The sequence below is a fragment of the Paenibacillus abyssi genome (assembly GCF_014640295.1).
In the GTDB taxonomy this organism is placed as follows: Bacteria; Bacillota; Bacilli; order Paenibacillales; family Paenibacillaceae; genus Paenibacillus_D; species Paenibacillus_D abyssi.
Genome location: NZ_BMGR01000003.1, coordinates 371601 through 398049, shown reverse-complemented (window position 1 = coordinate 398049; position 26449 = coordinate 371601). Strand labels below are relative to the sequence as shown.

Genomic DNA, 26449 nt, shown 5'->3' with positions numbered 1-26449 from the left:
CGGTCTTTTTCAATGCTAAGAACTGCTTGACGACCGAACCATTCTTAACCGTTGCGCTTTTGGAAGTCGGCCATAAATTCAGCTAGTGCCTTACAGCTCTCCAGCGGTACAGCATTGTATGTTGAGGCGCGAAGCCCACCGACGCTGCGATGGCCTTTCAGACCGACAAAACCGTGCTGTTCCGATTCTTTAACGAATAACTTCTCCAACTCTTCATTATGAATACGGAATGTAATATTCATGATCGACCGGCTTCCGGCATGTGCGAATCCACGATAGAACCCGCCGCTTTGATCAATGGTATCATAGATTAACTTGGTTTTATCACGGTTGTATTGCTCCATTTGAGCGACACCGCCTTTGGATTCAATCCATTTCAATACCAAATTGACCATATATACAGAGAATGAAGGCGGTGTATTATAAAGCGAACTGCTCTTCACATGTGTGTCATAGCGCAGCATGGTAGGTATATGCTTCGGACTGTTTTGGACCAAGTCGTCGCGGGCGATAACGATCGTTACGCCGGAAGGGCCCAAATTTTTCTGTGCGCCGGCATAAATGATACCAAATTGGCTAATATCGACCGGACGGCACATAATATCACTGGACATATCTGCAACTAACGTCACGTGATCCGAGTTAGGATAGGCTGCATATTGCGTTCCCTCAATCGTTTCGTTCGAGGTAATATGTAAATAAGCAGCTTCTGCAGGGATTTCAATATCGCCCAGATTCGGGATTCTCGCAAACTTGTCGGCTTCGGAGCTTGCCGCCACAGCCGTTTCCCCGATCAGCTTCGCTTCTTTGAGCGCTTTGTCGGCCCAGCTTCCTGTCATGACATAAGCCCCAGGGCGCCCAGGCTGCAAAAGGTTCATCGGCAGCATCGAGAATTGAGTACTTGCGCCCCCTTGGAGCAATAATACATGGTAGTTATCAGGAATTCCAAACAATTTGCGCATCAGTGCTTGTGTTTCGTTATTTACCTGCTCGTATTCCGCGCTGCGGTGCGACATTTCCATGATCGACATGCCCGCTCCATGGTAATCGACGAACTGCTCTTGCGCTTGCTGTAGTACTTCCAACGGCAGTGCCGCCGGACCTGCATTAAAATTAAATGCCCGTTTCGTCACAAAATCCACCCCAGTCTTTTCTTTATAGATGATATCGCTATGATAGCAAGTTTACTCCTTTGCATCAAGTGCAAAAAACGAACGGAGGTAATACTATTGAAGGAAAACATTCGTCTTTTTCTAGGTTTATCCCTAAATTCGGAACTTCTGTCATTTTTACAAACCAACTTGTCCCATTGGAAGCAACATTTGCCATTTCGAAGCTGGACGCATCCGGATGATTGGCATATCACGCTTCACTTCCTTGGTAATATGCCGCCGGCGATAAAACCGCTAATTGTTCAAGCGATGAATGAAGCCGCGGCGCTGTCTACTCGTTTCACGTTAAGACTATCCACTCTTGGGACATTTGGGGAAGCGAGCAGACCATCTATCCTATGGATTGGTGTAAAGGAGCCGTTCGAGCCCCTTATTCAGCTTCATCATCATTTAGGTGTACAGCTCCGTCACAAAGTGGATTACACGCCTGAAGCAAGACCGTATCATCCCCATCTAACCTTAGCCCGCAAATATAATGGTGAACAGCGATTCTCACGCGAACTTCTTGCGCCAAACAGCTTAGCGATCCAAACGCAGCAGCTTGAACTGCCGGTAGAGGCCTTGTCTCTTTTTCAGAGCAGGCTGGGGCGTTCCCCTATGTATGAGGTCATTGAACGCGTCGATTTAAAATAACCATTTCGGCCGCATATCAAGCAAAATAGGCTCCCAGCAGGGAGCCTATTTATGATTAGGTTCGATGAATTAGCAATCGAAATAAAGGCTGTATTCATGTGGATGAACACGGATCGATACTGCTTTTGCTTCTTGGCGTTTGAATGCCACGTAGTTCTCGATGAAGTCTTTGGAGAATACGCCGCCTTCTGTCAAGAATTCGGAATCAGCTTCCAGTGCGTCAAGCGCTTCGTCAAGTGTACCAGGTACGCTGCGGATTTCGCTCTTCTCAGCATCAGACAGCTCATAAATGTTTTTGTCAAAAGGACCATAACCAAGAGCGGTTGGATCGATTTTGCGCTTGATGCCGTCCAGACCGGCAAGCAGCATTGCAGCAAATGCCAAGTATGGGTTAGCTGTGGAGTCCGGTGTACGGAACTCGATACGGCAGCCTTTTGGTGTAACAGCTGCAACAGGAATACGAACGGCTGCAGAACGGTTACCTTTGGAGAATACAAGGTTAACCGGTGCTTCGTAACCAGGAACCAAACGTTTGAACGAGTTGGTGCTTGGGTTAGTCAAAGCGATCAAAGCCGGAGCGTGGTGAAGGATGCCGCCGATGTAGTGCATCGCCATTTCGCTCAGGTTTGCATATGCGCCTTTTTCATAGAACAATGGGGAATCGCCGTTGAAGATCGATTGGTGAACGTGCATTCCGCTGCCATTGTCACCAAACATCGGTTTTGGCATAAATGTTGCTACTTTACCGTATTGACGAGCTGTATTGTGAATGATGTATTTGTATTTCAACAGGTTGTCGCCTGTTTTAGTCAATGTGTCAAAACGGAAGTTGATTTCACCTTGACCCGCTGTTGCTACTTCATGGTGATGACGTTCAACGCGCAATCCGGATTCTTGCATCAGACGAACCATTTCGCTGCGGATATCTTGTTGGGTATCTACAGGAGCGACTGGAACGTATCCGCCTTTAACGCCCACTTTAAAGCCAAGGTTGCCGCCTTCTTCTTTACGGCCCGTATTCCAAGCAGCTTCTTCGGAATCTACGGAGAAATAAGAAGTGTTCATGGAGCTCTCATAACGAACGTCGTCGAAAATAAAAAATTCGGACTCTGGTGCGAAGAATGCAGCCGTACCCACACCAGTTGTTTGAAGATACTCTTCGGCTTTTTGAGCGATGCTGCGAGGATCGCGGTCATAGCGCTCACCGTCTGGAGTATGGATATTACACATGATGTTCAATGTCGGATGATCCGTGAAAGGATCAACATATGCGGTTTCCGTATCCGGCATCATAACCATATCGGACTCTTCAATACCGCGGAAACCAGGAATCGAGGATCCGTCGAATGCAACACCGTTCTCGAACGTTTCTGCTTCAACCTCAGTCGAAGGAAGCGTAATATGGTGCGCGCGACCGGAAAGGTCAACGAAGCGGAAATCGACAAACTGGATGCTGTTTTCTTTAATTGTGTCTAGAACTTTTTGAACTGACATTTGATATTTCCTCCATTTCCGAACATTAGCATTGGTTTCAACTTGAATCGTTCAAGTTTTGCTTTAAACTCTGACGTTATTATAAAACTCCATAATTCACATCGTCAATAGCTATGTCAGGTATTTTTTAAGCGTATGTAAGCTATACTCACACTCTTTAGAAGATGTTCACAAAATGTCCAAACCCGCATATTGACTTAAATCGACAAATCCGGGTTTTTAGTATTTTCAGTGGTTAAATTTAACTTTTATTCTACTTTTTCCGGTTCCGGGTATGTCTTCCCAAACGTATCCACCGTCATCTTTTTAATCACTTGGTCTTCTAACGGCCGGTCCGAAGCGTCCCTGTCTACCTTCACGATTGAATCTACAACATCCATGCCATCAATCACTTTTCCGAACGATGCATAGCTGCTATCAAGATGGGGGCTGTTCTCCACCATAATAAAAAACTGGGAGCCGGCAGAATCAGGATGCTGTGAACGAGCCATGGAGATTATGCCTCTTTCATGTTTTAGACCATTCTGAAAACCATTGCTTGCAAACTCACCTTTAATGCCGTACCCTGGATCACCCATCCCGGTGCCTTCCGGATCGCCCCCCTGGATCATAAATCCGGGAATGACACGATGAAAGATCAATCCGTCATAAAAACCGTCTTGGACAAGAGAAATGAAATTGTTCACCGTATTTGGCGCAATCTCTGGATATAGCTCAACCTTCACGATCCCTCCGCTCGCCATCTCCATTGTCACAACCGGATGATCGGCTGCCTGTCCTGCTTGTCCTGCTTGTCCTGCTTGTCCTGTTTGTTCCCCGTTTTCCGATGGCTTGTTCCCGCATCCTGCCAAAATCAGGAAGCATGCCAAGGCCAGAACCATCATGCTCCTCGCTGCTCGTTCCATTTTGCTGTTGTTCCCCTTTCAATATAGATAAATAAACTTTATACACCTTATTTTATCATGATTTCTTCGCATTCGAAAAACCGGCCGCCGGATGCAGATATGAAAAAGCGCTCCAGCATATGGCTGGAGCGCTGCTTTCTTTACTTTTTCCAAGTTTCAAACGCGCTCGCAGGCGCTTTTTCCGTATCGAATCGTTTGCCGACTAATTCCGCAAGCTTTTCTAGATCCTTCAGCAAGGCCGCGAATTGATCCGGGAAGAGTGATTGCACGCCATCACCAGTCATTGAATTATCCGGATCAGTATGCATTTCAACGATCAGACCGTTTGCGCCTGCCGCAACGGATGCCTTCGACATCGGTTCAACCAGTTCCCTGCGCCCTGTGCCGTGGCTCGGGTCAGAGATGACAGGCAGATGGCTGAGATCTTGGAGTACCGGGATTGCCGTTAGATCAAGCGTATTGCGCGTATATTGCTCGAAGGTGCGGATCCCGCGCTCACAAAGCATGACATTCGGGTTACCGCCAGCCAAAATATATTCTGCCGCATTCAAAAATTCGTCATATGTTGCACTAAATCCGCGTTTGAGCAATACCGGCGTTTGAATGGTTCCCAGCTTGCGAAGCAAATCAAAATTTTGCATATTTCTTGTGCCGACCTGCAAAATATCCGCATATTCGGCGCATACATCCACATACTCAGGCGTCATGACCTCTGTAATCGTCAGCAAGCCGTGCTTCTTGCCTGCCTCAGCCATCATCTTCAGGCCTTCTACGCCAACGCCTTGAAAGCTGTAAGGCCCTGTTCTTGGCTTAAACGCGCCGCCGCGCAGCACCTGCCCGCCTGCCGCTTTGACCAATCGTGCGATCTCATCGATTTGCTCGGGCGATTCTACCGCGCAAGGTCCTCCCATGATGACCAGGTTGTCTCCGCCAATCTTCACCCCTTTAATGTCGATAATCGTATCGTCAGGATGAAAATCACGGCTTGCCAGTTTATACGACTTTGAAATCTTGATGACATTCTCGACGCCTTTCATCTGGCGTAAATGCTCCGATAATGTGGGCTCCGCTTTGCCTATGATGCCGATAACGGTACGATCCGTACCCCTGGACACATGAGCCTGCACACCTGATTTTTCAATATATTTAACAATTTCCGAAATTCTTTCTTCTGTAATATTCTGATGAGTAATGGCGATCATGAATACCCTCTCCTTTTCGCACTTCAACGCTTATACGCTTTTAAGCTTTTATGCTTTTAATCACTAAAGTAAATATACAAGAAAAAATCACCTCCGTCAAGAGGTGATTCACTAAATCATACGCTGGATTTTTCCCGAATTGTCGGCAGCAGCTTGTTCAGATTGACCGTTCGCTTCAATTCCCACGTCTCCGGATTGGAAGAATCGTACTGCTCCAAGTAGGAAATAACCTCCTTGGTTATCGGAGTTGGCGTGGAAGCGCCGGAGGTTACGGCTACGCAATTAATCCCCTCCAGCCACTCCCGCTTCAGCTGGCTCACATCCGATATCCGGTAAGACTTCACTCCGGCAATCTCTTCTGAAACCTGCGCAAGCCGGTTAGAGTTATTGCTGCGGGGATCGCCTACGACGATGCACAGCTCTGCGCCTTTGGCCTGCTCGGCCACTGCCTCTTGGCGAACCTGCGTCGCCAAACAAATCTCGTTATGGATCTCGGCCGTTGGGTAAGCTTCAATCAACCGGCTGATCAAGTGGCGGATATCCCACTGCGACATCGTCGTCTGGTTGGTGATGATGATGCGGTCCGTATCCAGCGACAGCTGCGCAATCTCTTCTTCCTTCTCCACAAGATGCACATGCCCCGGGGCTATACCGATTGCGCCTTCCGGCTCCGGATGCCCCTTCTTGCCAATATAAATAACCTCATAACCATCCGCTACTTTCTCACGAATCAGATCATGTGTCTTCGTAACATCAGGACAAGTCGCATCCACAACGGTCAAGCCTTTCTCTTTTGCCCGTTTGCGCACTTCCGGCGATACACCGTGGGCAGTGAAAATGACCGTTCCCTTCTCAATCTTCTCTAATATTTGAAGGCGGTCCTCTCCATCAAGGGTAATGATTCCCTCCTTGTCGAAGGCTTCCGTCACATGGCTGTTATGCACGATCATCCCCAAAATATGAATAGGTCGCGGCAGATCGAGGTTTTTTGCGGTTTGCAGCGCGAGCACCATGGCGTCAACGACACCATAACAATAGCCGCGTGGTGAAATTTTCAATACTTTCAAAGCTAGTCACCTGCTTTCTGACCGAACCTTACTCCACAGTTCGATCCGTTGCCTCCATTATACCCCAATCTTCCTGCTGAGAAAAGGCAATCGGCAGCCAGATCACAAAGGTCGACCCTTCGCCTTCCCGCGTTTTCACCTCAATCGAACCGCCGTGCTCATCAATAATCCATTTAGCAATGGATAATCCCAGTCCCGTACCCGAGGTTTTGCCTCTCGATTCGTCTGCGCGGTAAAAACGTTCAAAAATATGCGGAATCTCTTCCTCATTCATTCCGATCCCGGTATCTTTAATGATCAATCCAGCTTGCTCGCTGACCCTGATTGCTTGTAATTCCACATATCCTTTGGGCGTATATTTGAAAGCATTCTCAATAAAAATAAAGAGCAGCTGACGCAAATAATCAGAATTTCCTTTCACTTCCACTCCTTCGAGAGACGATAAGTCGGCTACTCTAAGGTCAACCGTGCGCGGAAGAAGCTGAGCCCTTCTGGCAACCTCTTCCACTAAGGGCAGCAGCGGGATCACCGATTTTTCCATCTCATATCCGGCATCTGCCCGTGCGAGCGACAGCATATCGCTGACCAGCCGGCTCATCCGTTTCGCTTCGTCGGAGATGTCGCGCATCGCCTCCAAAGACATGGTCGCCTTCACCGCATCAAGCCTCACCTCGTGTGGCGCATCCGGGGTTTCTCCCGTAATTTCCAGCTTTGGCTGCCACATCTTCTCGAGCAGATCGATATTGCCGCGAATCGTGGTAAGCGGCGTTCTCAGCTCATGGGAAGCGTCCGATACGAATCTGCGTTGGGCCCGGTAGGCATCGTCAAGCTCATTATAGGTCGTTTCCAGACGCGACAACATCCCGTTTAAGGTATCTGTAAGGCGTCCCATTTCATCATTGGGCCCCTCACGGGGAATACGCACGCTGAGATTAGAGCCGTTCTCAATCTGATTGGTCGCGCGAATGACATTTTCAATCGGCTTCAATGCTTTTCTTGCGATAAACAATCCGATCGTAAAAGCGATGAACACAGCAATCAGTGATGCGAAAACAAGAATCGTCCGCAATATCTCCATCAGTCTATTTTCTTTACTCGTATACGCACCCACTTGCAAGAGCGCCACGGTTTCCCCGGTGGAGCGGTCTAACACCGGCTGTTGATAGATCAGAAAAGGATACTCCTCAACGCTTACATGATGAAATCCGGCTTCCGGGTTTGTTTTCAACTGCGGGTAAGGGAACTTCAGGCTTGCATTAAATAAATTGTCCGATTGCGTTATTTTCTCATTATTATAGTTGACAAGCTGGATATAGATCTCATCGCTTCTGAATTTTCGCAAATCGATAAAATCGAAATAATCCAAATTCGCGAAAACCTGTATCCGCTGCGATTCCTCCTGCAATCTGCTTTTCACTTCGCTGTACGTATTTATATTTACAAATAAATAAATGGCCACGCCAAACGCCAACAGCGTCACGGCCAGGAGACCTGAGTACCACAGCGTAAGTCTAAGCCGGATCGACATGGATCATCCGACCTCCCCTTTAAGCACGTAACCGGTGCCCCGCACCGTCTGGATCAATCGCTTGCCTCCGCCCTCCTCCGTCTTTTGCCGAAGCATGGCAATGTACACCTCTAGGACATTCGATTCGCCGCTGAAATCGTAACCCCATATTTTCTCCATGATCGTCTCACGGGTCAGCACACGCCGTGGATTCTGCATGAACAGATAAAGCAGGTCAAATTCCTTCGAGGTCAGCTCAAAGCTTCTGCCTGCTCGAATCGCTTCCCTAGAATCCAAATCTAACGCCAAATCTTCGTAGACAAGCCGATTTGCGCTTCCTTCCATTTTATCTGACTTGCGCCGCAGCAGCGCCCTCACTCTCGCCAGCAGCTCCTCAAGGGCGAACGGCTTCACCAAGTAATCGTCGGCTCCAATATCAAGGCCCTTCACCCGGTCCCGCACCTCATCCTTTGCTGTCAGCATCAGAATCGGCACCGAGCTGCCACCTTCACGCACCCGCTTTGCCACCTCCCAGCCGTCTACATGCGGCATCATCACATCGAGGATAAGCAGGTCTGGGTCCGTGTTCATCATTAGCTTCAGCCCCTCCAGCCCGTTCGGTGCGGTAATCACCTCATATCCTTCAAAAGCAAGGCTGCGGCGCAGCAAGGACGTAATTTTCTCATCATCATCTATGACTAAAATCTGCGATCTCATCGTTTTCCTCCCCCAATTAATCGAAAAGCGCAGGCGGGCCGGCGGCCTGCCTGCGCTCTGTTAGCGTCAATTATTGCTGCGGTACATTAAACGTATTTCGATCACCGATTTCAACCTTCAGATCCATGTTATTGCCGTTACGAATAACGTTTACTGTAATTTGATCGCCTACATTCTTTTTCTGTATTGCAGCGATTAATTCCTCTACCGTTTCATATTTTGTGCCATCCATGCCTGTAATAACGTCAAACTGGCGCAGATCTCCTTTATAAGCGGGAGAGTTATAATAAACGTTCGTGACTAGCGCACCCTTCTGGCCGCTCAATTCTAGCTGCTGCGCATACTCATCCGTTAAGTTCGTCAGCTCGGCACCGATGAATGGCCTTGGAATGCTTTTGTTCTCCTTCAAATTATCCAGCACTTCCGTGATTGTGCTTGTCGGAATCGCAAAACCAATGCCTTGTGCCTGCGAGCTGACAGCGGTATTAATCCCGATGACTTCACCTCTGGTGTTCAGGAGCGGTCCACCTGAGTTGCCCGGGTTAATCGACGCGTCCGTTTGCAGCAGGTGCTCGTAATTACGAGTTCCCTGTTCATCCGGTATGCTGATCGGGCGCTCTTTGGAGCTGAGTACGCCAACAGTTACCGTATGATCAAATCCATGAGGGTTACCGATCGCAACGACCCAGTCACCGATATTGATGTTTTCAGAGCTGCCAAGCGCTAGGGTCGGAAACGGCTCGTCGCCCTCAACTTTCAAGACGGCCAGATCCATTTCATAGCTCGAACCAAGCAGCTTTGCTTCGAACGGCTTCGCATAGCCCTGTACGGTCACTTCGATCTTAGCCGCATCGCCAACAACGTGCTGGTTAGTCAGGATATAACCGGTATCGTCAAAGAAAAAGCCGGAGCCGATGCCGCTTGGCATCAATTCGCCCGAATTGCCGCCCGAGTTAGGCGCTGTGTAATCATCGCCAAAGAACTGGCGGAAGAACGGATCCAGATTGCTTCCGCTATTCGCACGAGGCTGCACGAATGTTTCAATCTTCACGACAGCTGGACTTGCCTGCTCAAAGATTTGGGCGATATTGTTAGGCCGCGCTGTATCCAGCACATTCGATACCGGATTTGCAGTGTCAGGTCCCGATGTATTTCTCGCTCCTGCGGACTGCTCCAAGGCTTGGGGTGCCAGCACGCCGCTGGAAGTAAACCAATTCTGATAATCCGCCACCGCCATCAGAGAGCCAACGACCAGTACGCCCGCCATAAAGGATGCAAAGATCGCTTTAAACGAGGTCCGCTTTTTCTCACGCACCTGCCATCCGCTCTTCGCTGATTGTGAAGGCACTGCAGGAGCGAAGCTGCGCACGGGTTGAGGCGGTGTAATCTGCACATCCGATGAAACGGAAGACCTATTATCTGTGCTGGAACCTTGTGAGTGGGTCTCCGAAGCTCTCTCTTCCCTATCATAATCGTTCTGCGCGTTCGGCTTGAACGGTCCATAGGAATAATAATAAGACGGTTTATCGGACTCGGTCCCGCCGGCCGCCTTTTCTCGCGGCTCGGTTGTGTTGTTTTCTTTTTCATCTTCCGGCCGATTATGATTTGTGAAAAAATCATCATATGGATTTTTTTTATTATCGTCCATGTATTTGTTCCTCCTTTATTTGAATCGAAGTCTAATGAACTTGGATTTGCTAGTTCTATAATGCACATTCTACCTTAAAACAATCTTAAAATGAATTTAAACGAAAATAAAAAAAATTAACCTTCCGCCTCTGTAAGCGAAAGGTTATGCTCCTGCTCAATGGGAAAGCCGCCGCTCCACCTCGCTGAGCACCTTTTTAGCTTGATCCACCCAGCGATCCTCGATCTTGGCATCGACGTCTAAAGGTTCCTGAAATTGGTCGAACAGACTTCCGAACGTGCGGGGCTGTGCCTCAGGATCCAATCCTTCATTATAGAGATGCTTTAATACGAACGGCTGTCCAAGCCGGATCTTTGCATCATTCTCTTCCGCTTCACTGTCCAGACTGCCCGTAACGACCTCAAAAGGAAGACGCAGCCACACCTTATGCGCCTCATCCAGAGAACGGTCGAACGATCCGTGATTGTATTCCCAATTGCCGCCTAATGTGAATTGAAACGCTTCAAGCTTTCCTTGAAACTCCGTTAATTGCTGTTCACTTGATTCTAGCTTTGATGAAAGAGGTATCATACCTGACGGATCTCCTTTGGGTTGTTTACTGCTATTATTCCCAAAAAAGCGATATTCTATGTAGACTCCATCCGCTGTTAGCGGATCCAACCTTTGCGGTGGGCCAGCACAGCCAACTGGGTCCGGTCCTCAAGCTCACACTTCATAAGCAGGTTGCTGACGTGGGTTTTGACGGTTTTAATGCTGATGTGCAGCTCATCGGCAATCTCTTTGTTCGAACGCCCTTCCGCGATAAGAAATAAAACTTCCTTCTCCCGGTCCGTCAGCCCTTCATCCGATCCCTGCGCAGTTCGTTGGCGAAGCCCCCTCGTTAATGCTTGTGAAACGTCTGCAGTCATAACCGGCATTCCCTTTACCGCTCCGCCCAGCGCGTAGATCAATTCCTCGGCCGACACCGTTTTGAGGACATAGCTAACTGCGCCCGCTTCCACGGCCGCAACTACCTTCTCGTCCTCAAGAAAGCTTGTCAGCATGACAATCTTCGTCTCCGGATCATGCTCCATAATCGCTTTCGTCGCTTCAACGCCGTCCATCTGGGGCATCATCAGATCCATTAAGATAACATCCGGCTTACCGCCTGGAATGCCCTCCTTCAGCATCCTCACAGCTTCTTCGCCGTTAGAAGCTTCGGCAATAACTTCATATTTGGGCTCTAACATCAGATAGGTGCGCAGTCCCGCTCTCACCATATCGTGATCATCAACGATCATGATTCTCCAAGTCTGCGTTATGCTCATCGCTCTCCTGCTCCTTATTCATATATTTAGGAATCGTGACACGCACCCGCGTTCCGCCGCCGGGCTTGCTTATGATTTCGGCCTCTCCGCCCAGCCGCTGCGCTCGCTCACGCATCGTTGAGAGTCCATAGGATCCTTGCTTTACTTGATCGGCCCTAAAACCGCCGCCATCATCCTGCAGCGTTAACACAAGCTGGCGTTCCGTCTCCGCAAGTGTCAATGTAGCCTTCTTAGCTGCGGCATGCTTCACAATATTGGCCATTGCCTCTTGAATAATAAGAAAAAACTGATGCTCCTTCGCTTCGGACAACTTCTCGCTGATGCGCCAATCCATGACGCCCTGCAGGGCATTCTGCCTGCAGTAATCGGGAAACCATTTATCGAGCGCCTGCTCCAGAGAATACCCTTCCAATTCCATCGGGCGCAGCTGCGCAATAAAACCTCGCATTTGCTTCTGGGCAAGGGAAGACATATGGATCAGCTGTCCCATCACATCTTCGGCCCTGCTTCGATCAAGCTCAAGCAGCTTCGGCAGCGAGGACGCCGCCATATGAATAGCAAAGAGCTGCTGGCTCACCGTATCGTGCAGATCGCGCGCAAGACGTCTTCGTTCCTCTAAAACAGCCGCTTCGTTCGACGCGGCTTCCCGCATGACATGTTCCTCTCCAAAGCTTTGCAGCAATTTCATTCTTTGCTCCATTGAGGCAATCATTACGTTGAATTCACGATAAGCTGCAGTGAAGGATCTAGCACCTTCTTCCGGAATTCTAACCGCCAGGTTGCCGTTGGCCGCTTGCTTTAATGCGAAATGCAGCACATCGATTCGCCGGTACAACCGCTGTGCCGCCCAATACCCAAAGCCAGCGCTAATAACAATAACGGTCAAAATGGTACTCAGGCGCTTTTCTCCGGCATTCAGATGGGCTCCCATCCATTCCGGAGCCCAATAGCAAAGCGCTAGGGATACCGAGGTGGAAGCGATGAATAATAAAATCAGCTCCCACTTCGAACTTCGCAGCAGACGTACCATCATATCGCGATCACCCCACTTTGGTTACTCGCACATCACCGATAAATGTGCTCACAACCAGCCGAATCTTTTTCTCGCAATCATGATAAGCCGGCGTTTCGATATTGCTGTTTCTGAATATGCCGCCTTCCTTACGGTCCAATATCGTAGAATCGCCGATAAACGCGCTTGATACCACATGGACGCCAACCTCATAGTCATTCGGCAGAAAAATTTTCACATCGCCGATAAAGGAGGAAATCGTCAGTTTGGTTTCCCCATAAGGGATTTGTGCTTTCGTCAGATCCAGCACGGTGTCACCGATAAAGTGGGAAATGTTCATCGGCTTAAGCTCCCAGTAATCTTGGCCAAGATGAATATCGCCGATGAAGCCGGAGCGCGTCTGCACGCCTGCATCATGGTTCCACCATTCCACTCTCTCGTGCTTGGGCGATGAAGCGCCGCTTCTGTATTTTTCCTCATACGTGGAACGCTTCACGTCAGATCCGTAAGGATCCATATCCGAAAAATCACCAGCACCTGGCTTTGTCGGATCCGGATGAAGCGGCGGTGCCGGCGGTATGTTTGAGGCCGGAGGATATGCCTGCCACTCCTCCTTTGCCGGGCCTTGCTGCTTGCCCTGCGGCCTAAAGATCATGCTCAAGCCGAAAAGAATGATCACCGCCGGTATCGCATAAGGGATAATCTCACCGATGGAAAAATGGAGCATACCCAGATTCCGGCCGAGAAAATAGATGCCCAGCCCCAGTGTCAACCAGCTCCACCAGTTATAGCTGCCGGCATCTTTATAACCGATAAGGCCTTCAATTCCGAATAGAATCAAAATAACCGGCCAAAATATAGAGATGATATCACCGATATCAAAAGGCAGAATTCCCATTTGACGAAGCAGAAAGGCAACGCCTACCGCGATGATAATTAATCCCCAAAAAAACCGTTTCACTACATAACGCTCCACTTCGATTCACCCCAATCTTTCTAGACACGTTTTATGTATTCTCAGTATATCCGATCAGCAATAACACGCAAAAGGGGCGGCAGATTGAAACCTTCCTCCGTCTTGGGACCGATACGGTGGTCATTTTTTACAGAAACGTTATATTCACACATGAATATTACAGCTGACCCTGAAGGCGGGAGATCCGCTCGCGGTGAAAAAAGGCATCCCCTATTAGATCATGGGGGATGCCCTGTAAGCTGGTTTATTTTAACATAATATCAATGCCTACTACGCCGACTGGCTTGCCTCCATGACCGGCAATAGGCATGGATAAGGTCAAACAAGGTTTCTTCGTAATGGCCGATATGTAAATATCCGAAGTATACGGCTTCCCCTCCATCGCTTGCTTCCACCATTCTCTGCCTTTACCGTTCAGCAAGCCGGCTTCCGGCTCCGAATAGATAAAAGAGCCGTCATCACGATTGGACCAGACCGCCTCAATTTCTTCAGAATCGCGCAGCATAGCCGAAAGCCGCTGCTGATGCTCCGTTTGGTTTAACGATATCATATGGGGCTCGGACGCCAGACGGTGAAGCTTCTCAAGCATCACGGATACATTCACATCGATCGCCCGCACCTCCTGTTTGATGCCTGCCTGTTGAATAGCCTGGGTTAATTCACGGGAGGATTTTTGCAAATTACGGCCAATCCGGTCCACCTTGCCAATCTGATGGCGCTGCTCATGCGTAAGCTGCAAGGTTTCATCGACGCTTTGGAGTGTATGGTCAACTGTCTCCACCACTTCCTTCAGCATATCCGTTGTTCTGGCAGTAAGTATGGTTTGCTGCAAGCTGGCCGCGCTTGTCTGACCGACAAGCATATCCACCTCATTGATCCGCTGAAAAATCTTGTCCATTCGCGCTTTGTTATGTTCCATTTCAGCAACACCGCGTTCCACTGCGTTCTTCTCAACCTCTACTGAGTTCACAACCTGCCTGACCCCTTGTTCAATCTCCGTTACGATCGTGCTCGAACGCCGCACGGCTTCATGGCTTTGTTCAGCAAGCTTTTTAATTTCTTGTGCGACAACCGAAAACCCCCGTCCGTACTCACCCGCATGGGCAGCCTCAATAGAGGCATTTAAAGCAAGCAGAGACGTCTGAGAGACGATCTCTTGAATAAAAGCATTAATCTCATTAATTCGTGACGTTTGTTCGATTAATTGCCCGATATGTAATTCCATCGCTTTATTTTGTGCCCGAAGATCATTCATGACCTGATCCGTCGTTGTCAGCGATTCTCGAACCTCAAGCACAACCTCTTTCGTATGCTTGCTCTCTTCATTTAGATGAGCCGATGTGACACTAATCTGATCTGCAGCAGCAGCCACTTCTTGCAGCGCGGAGAACGTTTCCTCAATTCGCTCCTTTGCATGTTGGCTTCGCGAGCGCAATCTGTCCTCCTGGACAGCAGAACGATCGGCAATGTTGGTCAAATGCGTGATCGATTGCTCTACCTCTTCGACAACAGCAGTCAATTGATCGGAGATGACCAACGATTCATTAATGAGCTGCCTCATCGATTCTTGTTCCTGTTCTTCCCGTGAAGCCTCGAACTTGTCTTTATTGGGCTTTAACCATTTTTGCAATCGGCTCATCCATTGCCACCCCTAAACTTCGACTTAATGTTATATTATCTTACATTATAATCCGGGCTTATGAAAATGAAAAGAGAGATCCTTAGCGGATCCCCCTTGAAAGGTATTATTATTTATTAGCGTTTTGCTTTGCAGCATTAGCATTGGCTTTATTATTAACACTATTCTGAGTCAACTCTTCTGCGAATTCAGCATTTTGGTTTTGAGCCGCATTCATTTTGTTTTTCTTATTTTTGGCCATGATCGTCACCTCCCCGTCATTTGTATTATGAGAGGGACGAGGCTGTTTTATGTGCTTGGAAATTACCAAAAATTCGGTGTTGAAATCCACTGTTTCAGGCGTTCTTTGCTCCGGTGAATCCGCGCCTTGACGGTACCGACCGGGATATTCATGACATCTGCAATTTCCTGGTCTTTAAACCCGTAATAAAATTTATATAAGATCATCGTTCTGGAACGAGGATCAAGTGCGCCTAACAGCTCTGATATTTCCATCATCAATTCTGCTTCAGACGGGGTTCCGGTACCCTGTTCTTGTGCATCACACCATTGGCTGGAAGTCCGGACGTTCTCATGGCGATTCACATTGTGCGCCACATTCGCTGTGATGGTCTTGGCCCATGCCGCCAATTTGCTCTCTTCCCTTAAAGAATCGTGCTTCAGCAGCATCTTAACCCAGGCCTCTTGAACAACATCATGCGCGTCTGACTTGTTCTTCACTCTGGCATAAGCGACACGAATCATCTGATTGTATAAGTCTCGCAGCAATGCTTCGTGCTGCTCCAGCTTCGTTCCATCCTGCTCGTTACGATCAGACATCCAGCTTGTCATGAAATAACCGCCTCACATTGATAGCGTTTACACAATTGCGAATTGTAGTGATATTGTATCATAATTAGAATGGGAAAAAAAGAAGATTTGCTGTCATGTCAGACCTGATGACAGCAAATCTTGCCGCTTGTTAAGATTCAAACATCGACTGAGGAATCCGCTGCTCCGCTTTTACAGCTTGATTAATTTTGACAAGCCATGCCTCGGTCAGCTTTCCATCGCCCTTGTGCAGCACCTCTACGAGCACAGTTCTTTTTCCCCACTGCTTATACACCTGCTGTATGGTTTCAAAGTACAAATCGATCTTGTGGCCTTTGATCGCCGAACCGGTATCCGCAACAACGCCATAGCCGTAGCCGGGTATATGAAGCAAGGTCCCGATCGGGAACACCTGCGGATCCGCAGCAACAGTAGAAACATAATCACGACGTACCTTGACCCCGGAATACGTAATTCCATATCCCGGCTCACCCGGCCGCTTGCCGGTCGATTCCACTCCTGCGGTATAACCGGTAGCGACAACCTTGATTTTCTCTATTGCAGCTGCCGCAGCTCCAGCAGTGCTGGCATGATGCTTCTCGATCTGCTTGGACGGTGCGATTCCAGCCGCTCGGTCTGCTGCCCCTACAGCAAATGTTATGAATAACAGAGCAAACGTAAGATGGATCCATCTTAATAAAACATTTAAGCTTGCTAACATCTGGAGAGTCACCTCTAGACGAAAGGTTACCCCCAGATATCAAGCTTTATTCATGCAAGCTAACAAAATATCGGTCGATTTCAATTACACCTGTTTATTTTGGATCTCATCCTGCAGCTGCTTCAGTAATTCAGCAACCGGTTTGGCGCCAATATCGCCTTCTCCCCGTTTACGGACAGAAGCAGTGCCTGACTGAGCTTCATTTTCGCCGACGATCAGCATATACGGAACCTTCTCGAGCTGTGCTTCCCTGATCTTGTAACCAAGCTTCTCGTTGCGCAGATCCGTCTCTACGCGGACGCCTCCTGCCAGCAGCTCAGCTTCAAGATTACGGACATACTCCTCATAGGCAAGCGACACCGGAATGATTCTTGCTTGTACAGGCGATAACCAGAGCGGCAGAGCTCCTGCAAAGTTTTCCAGAAGAAAAGCCGTCATTCGCTCCATTGTACTGATGATCCCGCGATGAATAACAACAGGACGGTGCTTTTTCCCGTCATCGCCTACATATTCCAGCTCGAATCGCTCCGGCAGCAAGAAGTCAAGCTGCGCAGTCGACAATGTTTCTTCCTTGCCGAGCGCTGTTTTGATCTGGACGTCGAGCTTAGGCCCATAGAATGCCGCTTCGCCTTCGGCTTCGAAGAATGGCAGGCCAAGCTCATCGACAACCTCACGCAGCATGCGTTGGGACATCTCCCACATCTCGTCGTTCTGGAAATACTTCTCCGTATCCTGAGGATCGCGGTAAGACAGTCTGAACCGGTATTCCTTTATGCCGAAATCTTCATAAACTTGACGAATCAGCTGAACAACACGAGCAAACTCTTCTTTGATTTGATCCGGGCGGCAAAAGATATGCGCGTCGTTAAGCGTCATCGCGCGAACCCGATGAAGTCCGGTCAACGCGCCGGACATTTCATACCGGTGCATCGTGCCGAGCTCGGCGATCCGGATCGGCAGATCCCGATAGCTGCGCATGTCGCTCTTGTACACCATCATATGGTGAGGACAGTTCATCGGACGAAGCACCAGCTCTTCATTGTCCATTACCATCTTCGGAAACATATCTTCGGAGTAATGCTCCCAGTGACCCGATGTCTTATACAAGTCGACATTTGCCAACACCGGCGTATAGACATGCTGATAACCGAGCCTCTCCTCCAGATCGACAATGTAGCGTTCCATCGTGCGGCGCAGCTTGGAGCCGTTAGGCAGCCACAACGGTAGCCCTTGCCCGACCTCACGGGAGAAGGTGAACATTTTCAGCTCGCGTCCCAGCTTCCGGTGATCGCGCTTTTTCGCTTCCTCAAGAAAATGCAGATGCTCATCCAGCTGCGATTTTTTAGGAAACGCCGTTCCATAAATCCGCTGCAGCATTTTGTTCTTGGAATCGCCGCGCCAGTAAGCGCCGGCAACACTTAGCAGCTTGAACGCTTTAATCCGTCCGGTCGATGGAAGGTGCGGTCCGCGGCACAGGTCAAAAAATTCGCCCTGGTCATACATCGTGATGACAGAGTCTTCGGGAAGGTCGCGAATAAGCTCGAGCTTAAGATTGTCATTTATCTCTTGATAGATGGCAAGCGCTTCATCACGGCTTACAACACGGCGGCGGATCGCCAAATCCTCTTTGACGATTTTCTCCATTTCCTTCTCGATCTTCACAAGATCTTCAGGCGTAAGGGATTGCTCCATATCGATATCATAATAGAAGCCGTCTTCGATTACCGGGCCAATCCCCAGCTTTACTTCATGTCCGCCAAATAAACGTTTGATGGCTTGGGCCATCAAATGCGCAGTACTGTGGCGATAAACCTCCAGCCCGTCAGCCGAATCAAGCGTCACAATCTCAAGTAACGCATGATCTTCGATCGGCGTATAAATATCCACAACTTTTCCATTCATTTTTCCGGCTATCGCATTTTTCTTCAAGCCTGAACTGATGGAGCCGGCCACTTCTTCAATAGTGGTTCCCGCTTCGTATTCCCGGACCGCTCCATCGGGTAACGTAATTTGAATCGACATTTCCAAATCCTCCTCATTCAATTCGCTTCAGAGGCGGGCGCTCAGATCAGATACAGCAGGGCTGCTCGTTACAGGTGAGGAATGCAACAAAAAAAGCACATCATCCCGGAAAGGGACGAGTGCTTGACATACTCGTGGTTCCACCCTCATTCGGTAATATGCTAAACACATTACCCTTGAGTATCCGTTAACGGGGATAAATCGTTACGGCTTACGCACGCAGCCTTAAAGGCCTTGCTTCAACCGTTCAGCTCCAAAGGGGTATCTCTGCTGTGTATCGGGAGGAAATTACAGCCTGGTTTCCTCTCTCTGAACCGTACAGCTTGGCAGAGCGTTGTCTTTATCTTCGCTGTTTCATCACTGGCGCGTCACACCTTATCGGCGTATCGTTGAACACATTATACCCGCCTGTTCTATTCCGGTCAAGTATAACGATGATCTTTGGGCTGAATCTGTTCCAGCATAATCGGATTGTAAGAGAGGCTGTCTTCACAGACGGTTACGCGGCCGTAAAATATCGATTCAATCGTTCGAATGACCTGCTGTTCCGGTTTACACGTGTGAATGACAATTTGCTTGGGTGAGGCCGCGATCAGAGAACTGACTACCCGATCTTCGATATTCATTTCTGACTCAAGCATTTCTGCGACAATCCGGTCGGACTGACGGTATTCCAGCGGAAGAAACTGGTGATTGCATAACTGAAATTGCCCGTCCTCCCGCTGCAGCAAATGCACGATCGGCGTTTTTGTATCCTGGAGCCCGACAAAGTATCGCAGGAGCGATATAAAATCCTGGTACTGTTTCTCCATGACATACTCATCCACCGCATACTCCACGATCTCGCGCAGCGATTCCCGATAATTCGCGAGCCTAAACGTTATAAACCCGTTTAAATTGATTCTTATATTTTCCAACAAATATGGGATTATTTCTTCCGCAATCTGCTCTTTTCTGTGGGTCCGGTCATCCTGCTGGTCCAACTCGATGGAACAAGAATCCATGCTGACGTTTAACATTTGGATGCAATAGCGTTCGATTTTGTCCAGATCTTCCTGCTCTTCATAGCCAGAGTCTTTACGGATAATTGCGCGAAGCAGCTCTGGCTCCAGCTCCACAAGAACGTATTCGGACAACCCCTGTGCCGCCCGGCGCATAATAGCTGCCCGATCTTCCGCCGTACATTGCGCAGACGATGCCATAAGGCAGCAAATCTCACCGCTCGAAACGTCTATATTCCATTGCAAATCATCTGCACAGCCCGAAGTATGTAATTCTGCGAAAGCATCGCTCAAATAACGCGACAGCCTCCATATTTTTTGCTCATCAGCGGAAATCAACGTCACTTTGAACAATTCCATACGCACACTCCCTTCCTCTATATCAGTATATGGCCAGACATTTGCAGATATACGATGAAGGATGTGGTATCTGGGAACGATGGATTGGAACGTCCGGCTTATCATGGAACGGAAAACAAAAAAGGCTTACATCCACTCGTTTAACGAGAGAATGTCAGCCTTATGATTAATTTTGCATCATAAAATCTTTTGCCACTGTGTCCGTCTCATTGTATACCTTCAGCAGCTCATAACGGGTGTTGCGTTGGGCGGGAATTTTGCCCGCTTCACGGATCAGCTTCAAGATCGACTCAATGTTGACTTTATGCGTGGTGCCGGCTGCGGATACGACATTTTCCTCAATCATCGTGCTGCCAAAATCGTTACAGCCATATGTCAACGACAACTTGCCGATCTCCGGTCCCATCGTTACCCATGAAGATTGGAAGTTATCGATGTTATCCAGCATAATGCGGCTGATCGCCAGTGTTTTCAAATATTCTTCAGGAGATGCCTTCTCCCGTTTCATATTCGTATTATCCGGCTGGAATGTCCACGGAATGAAAGCCAAAAATCCGGGGGACGGATAACCGTTATTGAGGCACTCATCCTGCGTGTCACGAATGCGCGTCAAATGGAGCGCGCGCTCCTCCATCGATTCACCGAAACCGATAACCATCGTAGCCGTCGTGTTCATGCCTTGGCGATGCGCTGTCTTCATCACGTCCATCCAATCCGTCCAAGACCCCTTAAGCTTACTGATCTTCCGTCTTGTGCGGTCGTCCAGAATTTCCGCGCCGCCGCCCGGCAGAGAATCCAGGCCAGCCTCATGAAGCTGCCGAACCACCTCTTCGAGCGACAGCCCATCCGATACGTCTTTCATTTTATGAATTTCCGCCGGAGAGAAGGAATGCATCGTGATGCCTGGGAATCGTTTCTTGATTTCCCTGAGCAGATTGGTGTAGTAAGAAAATTTCAGGTTAGGATTCGTCCCGCCCTGCATCAGAATTTCCGTTCCGCCAACGTCGATCGTTTCTTGGATTTTAGAAAATATGGTATCATCGGGCAGCACATACCCTTCCTCCGAACCCGGCGGCCGATAGAATGCGCAGAAGCGACAGTATACGTCACAGACATTGGTGTAATTGATATTGCGGCCGACGACAAAGGTCGTAATCGGTTCAGGATGCTTGCGCAGCATAATCTGGTTCGCCACATGCCCCATTTTCTCGATTTCATCCGACTCGAACAAGGCAATGCATTCTTCCAGTCCGATCCTCTCGCCCTGCAATGCTTTATTTAATATTCCATCAATGGTTAACATCGCTTTGATCTCCTTTTTCCCACACGCCATACTCTTACTTTTGTATAGTGTAACATAAACGGCGACTTCCCGTCACCTGCTGGAAATCGCCGTTACATGCTGTTTTATATACGAAGCGGGCTCAGACGCTGTGCTACCTTCCCTCTACTTCGCGCTTCGCCGCTTCGAGTGCCTGCTCAAGATCGGCAATCAAGTCATCCGCATGTTCGATGCCTACAGAGAATCGAAGCAGACGGTCGTCCACGCCGACCTGGCGCCTGATTTCTTCAGGAATATCCGCATGCGTCTGAACCGCCGGATATGTCATTAAAGACTCGACGCCGCCCAGACTTTCCGCGAAAGCGATCAGCTTGATATGACGGAGAATCGGTTCTACATAGCGGGCATCCTTCAGGCGGAAGGAGAAAATGCCGGTGTTGCCGGAGGATTGCTTGTTCTGAATCTCATGTCCCGGATGGTGAGGCAGCGCCGGATAATACACTTCTTCAACGGCCGGATGCGCCAGCAGGTATTCCGAAATCCGCGTTGCATTGTATTGATGACGTTCCATACGAAGCGCCAGCGTTTTCATCCCGCGCATCAGCAGCCACGAATCCTGCGGCCCCAGCACTGCACCAATCGAATTGTGCAGAACAGCCATCTCTTCGGACAATTCTTTTCCTTTGGTTACGATCAAGCCTGCAAGCACGTCATTGTGACCGCCCAGATATTTGGTCGCGCTATGAATGATGATATCCGCCCCGAGCTCCAGCGGGCGCTGAAAGAACGGTGTAAGCAGGGTATTGTCCACAATCGTGATCAGCCCTTTTGCCTTCGCCCACGAACATACGCGCTCCAAGTCGGTAATCATCATGAGCGGATTGGTCGGCGTCTCGATCAAGATTGCTTTCGTGCTCGGTTTAAGGCTGGCCGACATTGCATCGATATCATTCGTATCCACATAAGTGGCAGTCACGCCGAACCGGGACATAATCCTCTCCAGCAGCCGATAGGTTCCGCCATACAAATCCAAAGAAACGATCAGATGATCTCCCTGGCTGAACAGTGCAAATATCGTCTGCAGCGCCGCCATTCCCGAGCTGCACGCGAAACCAGCATCGCCTGACTCGAGCTCGGCGGCAGCATCCTCCAGCACCTTGCGTGTCGGACTCTTCGTACGTGCATAATCAAAACCTGTACTTTCTCCGAGCCTAGGATGGCGGAAGGCGGTTGACTGGTAGACCGGAAAGCTGACCGCCCCGGTACCCGGTTCGCTCTGTGAACCAATTTGTGCTAAACGGCTTTCAATTTTCATGAATAAACGGCTCCTTTATCTTCTACTCTGTATCGTTAGATGCCCGCTCCAAGCTCGAACGGTGTTTCCTGGTACACGTAATAGTTCAACCAATTGGAGAACAACAGATTCGCGTGCGCCCGCCATGTGGAATAAGGCTGCCGGCTTGGATCGTCGCCTGGATAGTAGTTTTTGGGAACAGCGATGCGCAGCCCTTTAGCTTGATCGCGGTCGTATTCCCATTTTAACGTGAACGGGTCATATTCCGAATGGCCGGTTACGAATATCTGCCTGCCGTCTTTAGAAGCTACAATGTATACGCCCGCTTCCTCGGATTCCGACAAAATCTCCAGCTCCGGCACCTTTTCAATATCTTCACGCCGCACCTCGGTATGGCGGGATTGGGGAACATAGAACATCTCGTCAAAACCGCGCAGCAGCTTCACATTGCGTTTCTCAATTGTATGGGGGAAAACCCCGAACACCTTTTCCGGAAGATTGTATTTCGGGACTCCGTAATGATGAAACAATCCGGCCTGCGAGCCCCAACAGATATGAAAGGTTGAAGTCACCCTGCGGGCACTCCAGTCCATAATGTCCTTCAGCTCTTCCCAATAGTTCACCTCTTCAAAAGGCAATTGCTCAACCGGCGCTCCGGTAATGATCAACCCGTCGTACCGTTCATGGGCAATTTCATCAAAGGTTTTGTAAAACGTCTCCAAGTGCTCTGCAGATGTGTTTTTGGAAACATGCGTCTTAGGATGCAGGAAGGCTACCTCCACCTGCAGCGGAGTGTTTCCGATCAGCCGGAGCAACTGCGTCTCTGTTGTTTCTTTCGTCGGCATCAAATTCAGAATAGCGATACGCAGCGGCCGTATATCCTGCTGGTATGCAACGCTTTCGTCCATCACGAAAATGTTCTCATTGCTTAATACTTCTTTGGCCGGTAAACCATCTGGAATTTTGATGGGCATAGGGATCACTCCTTTGTCTGTTTGTAGGGCATGAAAAAAGACCCTCTCTCGGGCGAGAGGGGGTCGTATGGTTATAAATCATCCGCCTCTCTCATCTCCCAGAAACCATTCGTTTCCGCAAGAATTAGCACCGTGCTTTACGCCGGTTGCCGGGCTTCATCGGGCTAGTCCCTCCGCCTGCTCTTGATAAGAAAGTTGATATTCAGTTCGTTTTTCGTTAATCATTGATATTACTTACTTTATCTTATTCTTTTAAACACGTCAAGAACCCAGAGTGTGTTTTTGCGTTATTGCCGTTTAAAGCGCACGAAGACCCTTTCATGCATACGATAATACAGCTCAAAAACCGCGTTTTTTTGCTTGTATGTATACACTTTGTGGGAGTATACTAGACAAGGATTGCCGTGTTATCCAAACGAAGATAAAGGGGTGTTTAGAGCGCATGGATGGCGACCGACCAAAACCCGGAAGCAGCATGAACAAGGAACATAGAAACCCGGTACTACAACATGTTAGACTCGCGTCAGCCATGAACGCTGCTGCCCTTATTCCGTATAGAGCGGCTTTGTGATTGCCAGGCGCGCGCCACACGTTTTTTTCGTACCGGTTTCTCGAGAAGAGAAATGGAACGGAGAGGAGTGACGCGAATGAAAATCCGTCTCGTAAAAAACGGTCTTTTTACTCCAGTTGATCATATTGAAGATACGCTGGCGCCACCGCCAGAGGGCTTCTATTGGATCGACGCCGACCTGGAGGATCTAATTGTCCTTCAGCCCTTATTCGGAATGCATGATCTGGCTGTTGAAGACTGCTTGAACGAAGAAGAACAGCGTCCTAAAATCGAGGTATATGAAAGCCATTATTTTATTGTAATAAACAGCATTCGTTTTGATGATGAAGAAATATTTCTGCGCGCACTGAATATTTTTCTTGGACGGCATTACATCATTACAGTCACCCAGCAAAAGATCAATGAACTGCGCTCCTTGAAGCCCGTGCTTTGGGAGCAGGAGGTCAATCACCCCGACCGCTTCCTGTATCACTTAGTGGATCTTGTCGTGGACAACTATTTTCTCGTTGGCGACCGGATTGAAGCGCGCATCGAGAAGCTTGAAGAAGATATTTTGATGCATACAAAGAAGTCCCATCTGACTGAAATCATCGGTTTGCGCAGCGAAATTTTATGGCTTAAGAAGGTGCTCGGGCCGCAGAAGGAAGTTATCGCCACACTGAATAAGAAAGAATTAAAGCTCATTGATCATCAACTGCAAAAATATTTCAGTGATATTTATGAAAATGCCGTCAAGATTGCTGAAACGTTCGAAACGTATCGCGATCTGATGGGAAACCTGCGTGAAGCTTATCAATCAAGCCTTGCCGGGCGTGCCAATGAAATCATGCGCGTGTTCACGGCGCTCACGACGATCTTCATGCCCCTGACCTTTATTACGGGCATCTACGGAATGAACTTTGATTACATCCCCGGGCTGCACGTTCATGGCGCATCCTACGTTCTGCTCGGCTTTATGCTGCTCGTCGGGTTCGGCATGTTCTATATTTTCCGCAAGAAGGATTGGTTGTAACCGCCTCTAAAATCAGCCCAATCGCTGCGCTTCGGATTTTTTGTCCCGCCGCTGCACTTTGGGCTGTTTTTTTATTCCTCTTTGCTGCAAACGTTATATTCCCCTATAATAGTAATGTCGCAGTTTTGTGCGGAGCTTTACTTCATCCTCAATACAGGGAGGGATTCAATGAACATTAGTCAGCTCGAAACACTGCTTACCATATCCAAGACAATGAGCTTTCGCAAAGCTGGAGAGCTGTTGAATTTAACCCAGCCTGCCGTATCGGCTCAGATCAAAAGTCTTGAAGACGAATTCAAAACCGTGCTGATCGACCGCAACCAGCCCGTTACGTTAACTGACCGGGGACAAGTATTTCTTGAGCATGCCGAACGCATACTCAGCATTGTCGAAGAACTCAAACAAAAGCTTTCCGACTTAAACCAAACTCCCCAGGGACATATTGTGCTCGGCACAACAACTTCCATTGCGATTCAAATTTTACCGAGAGTATTGTCTTATTTTCAAGACCAATTCCCGTTAATCAAAACGACGATTCATTCCATGCCCTCTTCCCAAGTGGTAACCAGCGTTGAGAACGGTACCGTAGATATTGGCATCACCTACTTATCCGAACGCAGTCCAAACGTTGAAACTTCGATCTTATACTATGATACTTATGAGCTGGTTGTCTCTCCGGATCACCCCCTGAGCAGGTTCAAGCATACAACCGTGGACAAGTTAAAGGATATTCCATTTATAATGCTCTCACCCGATACGCTCGGCCGCCGCTTCATTGACAAGATGTTTCGTAAATATGATATTCAGCCGAATATCGTGATGGAATTATCCAGCAGCGAGGAAGTCAAGCGGATGGTAGAGCTGAATCTGGGCGCTTCAATCGTATCCAAGCTTTCGATCGCCAATGAGCTTAGACTGGGTACACTCCGGATGATCAAAGTGAATGAACTTGAATTAAGCCATCCCGTTGGCGTCGTTTATAAATCCGGACGTTATCTGAACTCCGCGATGCACCAATTTTTGAGCGATTTAAAAGGAATGCCTGAAGATCAGTTTATTGGCAGCGAGTAAAGTGCAAACTAATCGAATGGTGCAGGTGCATCATGTTATTCGTTAAGGAGGC

At 48.7% G+C, this 26449-nt stretch carries 24 protein-coding genes and 1 riboswitch; of the genes, 3 read left to right on the top strand and 21 right to left on the bottom strand.

Annotated features, from left to right (window positions below; genetic code table 11):
- Positions 1-44: 44 nt before the first annotated feature.
- Positions 45-1133, bottom strand: coding sequence for a 3-phosphoserine/phosphohydroxythreonine transaminase (serC, locus tag IEW11_RS06560; protein WP_188530114.1), 1089 nt, complete (start codon positions 1131-1133; stop codon positions 45-47).
- Positions 1134-1172: 39 nt separating this feature from the next.
- Between serC and thpR the strand changes: the two genes are divergently transcribed.
- Complete coding sequence (gene thpR / locus IEW11_RS06555; RefSeq protein ID WP_229724980.1) at positions 1173-1805, top strand: RNA 2',3'-cyclic phosphodiesterase; 633 nt, start codon at positions 1173-1175, stop codon at positions 1803-1805.
- 69 nt (positions 1806-1874) lie between these two features.
- Here thpR and glnA read toward each other — a convergent pair whose 3' ends face one another.
- From glnA to metA, 20 genes are all read right to left on the bottom strand, one after another.
- On the bottom strand, positions 1875-3299 hold the full coding sequence (glnA, locus tag IEW11_RS06550) for a type I glutamate--ammonia ligase (RefSeq protein WP_188530110.1): 1425 nt from the start codon (positions 3297-3299) through the stop codon (positions 1875-1877).
- 248 nt (positions 3300-3547) lie between these two features.
- Positions 3548-4204, bottom strand: a complete 657-nt coding sequence (locus tag IEW11_RS06545) for a peptidylprolyl isomerase (protein ID WP_229724979.1) — start codon at positions 4202-4204, stop codon at positions 3548-3550.
- A gap of 140 nt (positions 4205-4344) precedes the next feature.
- Positions 4345-5406: a 3-deoxy-7-phosphoheptulonate synthase gene (gene aroF, locus IEW11_RS06540; RefSeq protein ID WP_188530108.1), complete on the bottom strand. Its 1062-nt coding sequence runs from the start codon at positions 5404-5406 to the stop codon at positions 4345-4347.
- Between the two features lie 116 nt (positions 5407-5522).
- Positions 5523-6473: a 4-hydroxy-3-methylbut-2-enyl diphosphate reductase gene (locus tag IEW11_RS06535; protein WP_188530107.1), complete on the bottom strand. Its 951-nt coding sequence runs from the start codon at positions 6471-6473 to the stop codon at positions 5523-5525.
- A 28-nt stretch (positions 6474-6501) separates the two neighbouring features.
- Complete coding sequence (locus tag IEW11_RS06530) at positions 6502-8001, bottom strand: sensor histidine kinase (protein WP_188530105.1); 1500 nt, start codon at positions 7999-8001, stop codon at positions 6502-6504.
- Positions 8002-8004: 3 nt separating this feature from the next.
- Positions 8005-8697, bottom strand: coding sequence for a response regulator transcription factor (locus IEW11_RS06525; protein WP_188530103.1), 693 nt, complete (start codon positions 8695-8697; stop codon positions 8005-8007).
- 70 nt (positions 8698-8767) lie between these two features.
- Complete coding sequence (locus IEW11_RS06520) at positions 8768-10345, bottom strand: S1C family serine protease (RefSeq protein WP_188530101.1); 1578 nt, start codon at positions 10343-10345, stop codon at positions 8768-8770.
- 156 nt (positions 10346-10501) lie between these two features.
- Complete coding sequence (locus tag IEW11_RS06515; RefSeq protein ID WP_188530099.1) at positions 10502-10915, bottom strand: YugN family protein; 414 nt, start codon at positions 10913-10915, stop codon at positions 10502-10504.
- Positions 10916-10992: 77 nt separating this feature from the next.
- Complete coding sequence (locus IEW11_RS06510) at positions 10993-11652, bottom strand: response regulator (RefSeq protein ID WP_188530097.1); 660 nt, start codon at positions 11650-11652, stop codon at positions 10993-10995.
- Positions 11615-12685: a sensor histidine kinase gene (locus tag IEW11_RS06505; RefSeq protein ID WP_188530095.1), complete on the bottom strand. Its 1071-nt coding sequence runs from the start codon at positions 12683-12685 to the stop codon at positions 11615-11617. Before IEW11_RS06505 ends, IEW11_RS06510 begins: the two co-directional genes overlap by 38 nt.
- A gap of 7 nt (positions 12686-12692) precedes the next feature.
- Complete coding sequence (liaF, locus tag IEW11_RS06500; RefSeq protein WP_229724978.1) at positions 12693-13625, bottom strand: cell wall-active antibiotics response protein LiaF; 933 nt, start codon at positions 13623-13625, stop codon at positions 12693-12695.
- Between the two features lie 259 nt (positions 13626-13884).
- Positions 13885-15279 carry a methyl-accepting chemotaxis protein gene (locus tag IEW11_RS06495; RefSeq protein WP_188530093.1) on the bottom strand — a complete coding sequence of 465 codons (1395 nt, stop codon included), beginning with the start codon at positions 15277-15279 and terminating at the stop codon, positions 13885-13887.
- A 109-nt stretch (positions 15280-15388) separates the two neighbouring features.
- Positions 15389-15520, bottom strand: coding sequence for a hypothetical protein (locus IEW11_RS25120; protein ID WP_268237363.1), 132 nt, complete (start codon positions 15518-15520; stop codon positions 15389-15391).
- A gap of 62 nt (positions 15521-15582) precedes the next feature.
- Positions 15583-16110: an RNA polymerase sigma factor gene (locus IEW11_RS06490; protein ID WP_229724977.1), complete on the bottom strand. Its 528-nt coding sequence runs from the start codon at positions 16108-16110 to the stop codon at positions 15583-15585.
- Positions 16111-16240: 130 nt separating this feature from the next.
- Positions 16241-16810, bottom strand: coding sequence for a 3D domain-containing protein (locus tag IEW11_RS06485; protein WP_188530091.1), 570 nt, complete (start codon positions 16808-16810; stop codon positions 16241-16243).
- A gap of 84 nt (positions 16811-16894) precedes the next feature.
- Positions 16895-18832, bottom strand: coding sequence for a threonine--tRNA ligase (gene thrS, locus IEW11_RS06480; RefSeq protein ID WP_188530089.1), 1938 nt, complete (start codon positions 18830-18832; stop codon positions 16895-16897).
- 422 nt (positions 18833-19254) lie between these two features.
- Entirely contained in the window at positions 19255-20193 is a 939-nt protein-coding gene (gene ytxC / locus IEW11_RS06475; protein ID WP_188530087.1) for a putative sporulation protein YtxC, read from the bottom strand.
- Positions 20194-20359: 166 nt separating this feature from the next.
- A complete protein-coding gene (gene mqnC / locus IEW11_RS06470; RefSeq protein WP_188530085.1) occupies positions 20360-21496 on the bottom strand; it encodes a cyclic dehypoxanthinyl futalosine synthase in 1137 nt (378 codons plus the stop codon).
- A gap of 133 nt (positions 21497-21629) precedes the next feature.
- Positions 21630-22790, bottom strand: coding sequence for an aminotransferase class I/II-fold pyridoxal phosphate-dependent enzyme (locus IEW11_RS06465; RefSeq protein WP_188530082.1), 1161 nt, complete (start codon positions 22788-22790; stop codon positions 21630-21632).
- A 35-nt stretch (positions 22791-22825) separates the two neighbouring features.
- Positions 22826-23743, bottom strand: coding sequence for a homoserine O-acetyltransferase MetA (gene metA, locus IEW11_RS06460; protein ID WP_188530080.1), 918 nt, complete (start codon positions 23741-23743; stop codon positions 22826-22828).
- 88 nt (positions 23744-23831) lie between these two features.
- Positions 23832-23936: riboswitch (SAM riboswitch) on the bottom strand.
- Between the two features lie 454 nt (positions 23937-24390).
- On the opposite strand from metA, the gene corA reads away from it, so the two are divergent.
- Both corA and IEW11_RS06450 read left to right on the top strand, forming a co-directional pair.
- Positions 24391-25326, top strand: coding sequence for a magnesium/cobalt transporter CorA (gene corA / locus IEW11_RS06455; protein WP_188530078.1), 936 nt, complete (start codon positions 24391-24393; stop codon positions 25324-25326).
- A 168-nt stretch (positions 25327-25494) separates the two neighbouring features.
- On the top strand, positions 25495-26397 hold the full coding sequence (locus IEW11_RS06450; protein WP_188530076.1) for a LysR family transcriptional regulator: 903 nt from the start codon (positions 25495-25497) through the stop codon (positions 26395-26397).
- The last annotated feature ends 52 nt before the right edge of the window (positions 26398-26449 follow it).

Excerpts from the sequence above, each read along its gene's own strand:
- IEW11_RS06510 (WP_188530097.1), bottom strand. The coding sequence starts at position 11,652 with ATGAGCATAACGCAGACTTGGAGAATCATGATCGTTGATGATCACGAT.
- mqnC (WP_188530085.1), bottom strand. The coding sequence starts at position 21,496 with ATGTTAACCATTGATGGAATATTAAATAAAGCATTGCAGGGCGAGAGG.
- IEW11_RS06495 (WP_188530093.1), bottom strand. The coding sequence starts at position 15,279 with ATGAGCCGATTGCAAAAATGGTTAAAGCCCAATAAAGACAAGTTCGAG.
- IEW11_RS06490 (WP_229724977.1), bottom strand. The coding sequence starts at position 16,110 with ATGACAAGCTGGATGTCTGATCGTAACGAGCAGGATGGAACGAAGCTG.
- IEW11_RS06515 (WP_188530099.1), bottom strand. The coding sequence starts at position 10,915 with ATGATACCTCTTTCATCAAAGCTAGAATCAAGTGAACAGCAATTAACG.
- corA (WP_188530078.1), top strand. The coding sequence starts at position 24,391 with ATGAAAATCCGTCTCGTAAAAAACGGTCTTTTTACTCCAGTTGATCAT.
- IEW11_RS06530 (WP_188530105.1), bottom strand. The coding sequence starts at position 8,001 with ATGTCGATCCGGCTTAGACTTACGCTGTGGTACTCAGGTCTCCTGGCC.
- IEW11_RS06505 (WP_188530095.1), bottom strand. The coding sequence starts at position 12,685 with ATGATGGTACGTCTGCTGCGAAGTTCGAAGTGGGAGCTGATTTTATTA.
- metA (WP_188530080.1), bottom strand. The coding sequence starts at position 23,743 with ATGCCCATCAAAATTCCAGATGGTTTACCGGCCAAAGAAGTATTAAGC.
- IEW11_RS06465 (WP_188530082.1), bottom strand. The coding sequence starts at position 22,790 with ATGAAAATTGAAAGCCGTTTAGCACAAATTGGTTCACAGAGCGAACCG.
- IEW11_RS06485 (WP_188530091.1), bottom strand. The coding sequence starts at position 16,810 with ATGTTAGCAAGCTTAAATGTTTTATTAAGATGGATCCATCTTACGTTT.
- ytxC (WP_188530087.1), bottom strand. The coding sequence starts at position 20,193 with ATGGAATTGTTCAAAGTGACGTTGATTTCCGCTGATGAGCAAAAAATA.
- glnA (WP_188530110.1), bottom strand. The coding sequence starts at position 3,299 with ATGTCAGTTCAAAAAGTTCTAGACACAATTAAAGAAAACAGCATCCAG.
- IEW11_RS06545 (WP_229724979.1), bottom strand. The coding sequence starts at position 4,204 with ATGGAACGAGCAGCGAGGAGCATGATGGTTCTGGCCTTGGCATGCTTC.
- IEW11_RS06450 (WP_188530076.1), top strand. The coding sequence starts at position 25,495 with ATGAACATTAGTCAGCTCGAAACACTGCTTACCATATCCAAGACAATG.
- thrS (WP_188530089.1), bottom strand. The coding sequence starts at position 18,832 with ATGTCGATTCAAATTACGTTACCCGATGGAGCGGTCCGGGAATACGAA.
- aroF (WP_188530108.1), bottom strand. The coding sequence starts at position 5,406 with ATGATCGCCATTACTCATCAGAATATTACAGAAGAAAGAATTTCGGAA.
- thpR (WP_229724980.1), top strand. The coding sequence starts at position 1,173 with ATGATAGCAAGTTTACTCCTTTGCATCAAGTGCAAAAAACGAACGGAG.
- IEW11_RS06525 (WP_188530103.1), bottom strand. The coding sequence starts at position 8,697 with ATGAGATCGCAGATTTTAGTCATAGATGATGATGAGAAAATTACGTCC.
- IEW11_RS06520 (WP_188530101.1), bottom strand. The coding sequence starts at position 10,345 with ATGGACGATAATAAAAAAAATCCATATGATGATTTTTTCACAAATCAT.
- IEW11_RS25120 (WP_268237363.1), bottom strand. The coding sequence starts at position 15,520 with ATGGCCAAAAATAAGAAAAACAAAATGAATGCGGCTCAAAACCAAAAT.